The sequence below is a fragment of the Ruegeria sp. BF6 genome, assembly GCF_056538665.1.
The window spans coordinates 1-1,511 of sequence record NZ_JBQFTN010000046.1 but is presented as its reverse complement, the minus strand read 5'-3'; the positions used below and the strand labels follow the sequence as shown (position 1 = coordinate 1,511).

Here is a 1,511-nt window from a genome sequence, read left to right as displayed (position 1 = left end):
TGTCCGTCGTCAGGGATTTTGGGACAGATGGCGCTCTGATCTAAGAGAGGATGTGGCCCATCTGATTGGTCTGATTATGCGGCGGATTTGCGGTGAAGCAAGCGCCTGGTTTCGATTGTCTTCTGTTTGATCCGTTCTCGTTGTCTTAGAATGGTCTGCCCGCGTCCGAAGTAGACATCAGCGGGCGTGAGGTTTTGTAAGCTTTCGTGGTAGCGCCGGTGATTGTAGTGATCGACGAAAGCATCGATCTGCTGCTGGAGGTCACCGGGCAGATAGTAGTTTTCCAATAAGATGCGGTTCTTGAGAGTCTGGTGCCAGCGCTCGATCTTGCCTTGGGTCTGTGGGTGATATGGCGCGCCTCGGACATGATCCATTTTCTGATCTTCCAGCCATTCGGCAAGCTCACCAGAGATGTAGCTGGACCCGTTGTCGCTGAGCAGGCGTGGTTTGTGCAGCACCGTTGCCTGATCACAGCCTGAGGCTTGCAAGGCGAGGTCCAGTGTGTCGGTCACATCCTCGGTCTTCATCGTCGTACAAAGCTTCCAGGCGATGATGTATCGGCTGTAATCGTCCAGGATCGTGCTGAGATAGAACCATCCCCAGCCGATCACCTTCAGATAGGTAAAGTCGGTCTGCCAGAGCTGGTTCGGCCGTGTCGTCTTGTCCTGGAACTCGTCCGCAGCGGACAAGACCACATAGGCTGGGCTGGTGATCAGATCGTAGGACTTGAGGATGCGATAGACCGAAGCCTCTGACACAAAATACTTTTCCGTGTCGGTGAAGCGCACGGCGAGCTCGCGAGGCGATAGATCGCTTTCCTTCAGAGCCAGATCCTTGATCTTCTCGCGCACTGGCGTGGGAATGCGGTTCCAGACCCGTGACGGCCTGGGACAGCAATCCTCAAGCGCCTCGGGACCACCGGCCAGATACCGGTCGTACCAGCGATAGAAGGTTGTCTTCGGGATGCCCAGTTTGTCCAGCGTGTGTCTGGTTGGAAGGTGCGATCCCTCCACCAGTCGGATGATCTCAAGCTTCTCGGATGCAGGGTATCTCATTCCTCGTCGTCCCCATCCGCGATCATGCTTTTTTTGAGCAAACGCAGTTCCAAGGCCTGTTCGGCAACAACTTCCTTTAGATCACGGGCTTCCCGTCTCAAATCCTTCACTTCGGTGGAAGTTGCCGCACGGGCCGTGTCGCCTGCCAGACGTTTCTTGCCGGCTTCCAGGAATTCCTTGGACCAGCTGTAATACAGGCTCTGCGCGATGCCCTCACGACGGCACAGCTCTGCAATGCTGTCCTCGCCTTTTAGGCCGTCCAGCACGATCCTGATCTTCTCTTCTGCGGAATACTGTTTGCGGGTCGCACGGCGAATGTCCTTTACGACCTTCTCACCGTGGCTCTGCTTGGTTCCGGGTTTCTTTCTCATCTCCACTCCTTGGCGGTTACGATGAGCCAGAAACCCTCTCTTATCAAATCGACCTAAACTGTCCCATTGGCGCTGACGTCAGACA

Annotated in this window: 1 protein-coding gene; it reads right to left on the bottom strand. The window is 55.4% G+C overall.

Annotated elements, in window-relative coordinates; all coding sequences use genetic code 11:
* Positions 1–74: 74 nt before the first annotated feature.
* Positions 75–1,426, bottom strand: a protein-coding gene (locus tag ACR0IM_RS24485) for an IS3 family transposase (protein ID WP_480656796.1) whose coding sequence is annotated in 2 segments (ribosomal slippage) — positions 75–1,090 and positions 1,090–1,426 — 1,353 coding nt in all. Because the reading frame shifts where the segments join, the coding sequence is not laid out codon by codon here.
* Positions 1,427–1,511: the final 85 nt, after the last annotated feature.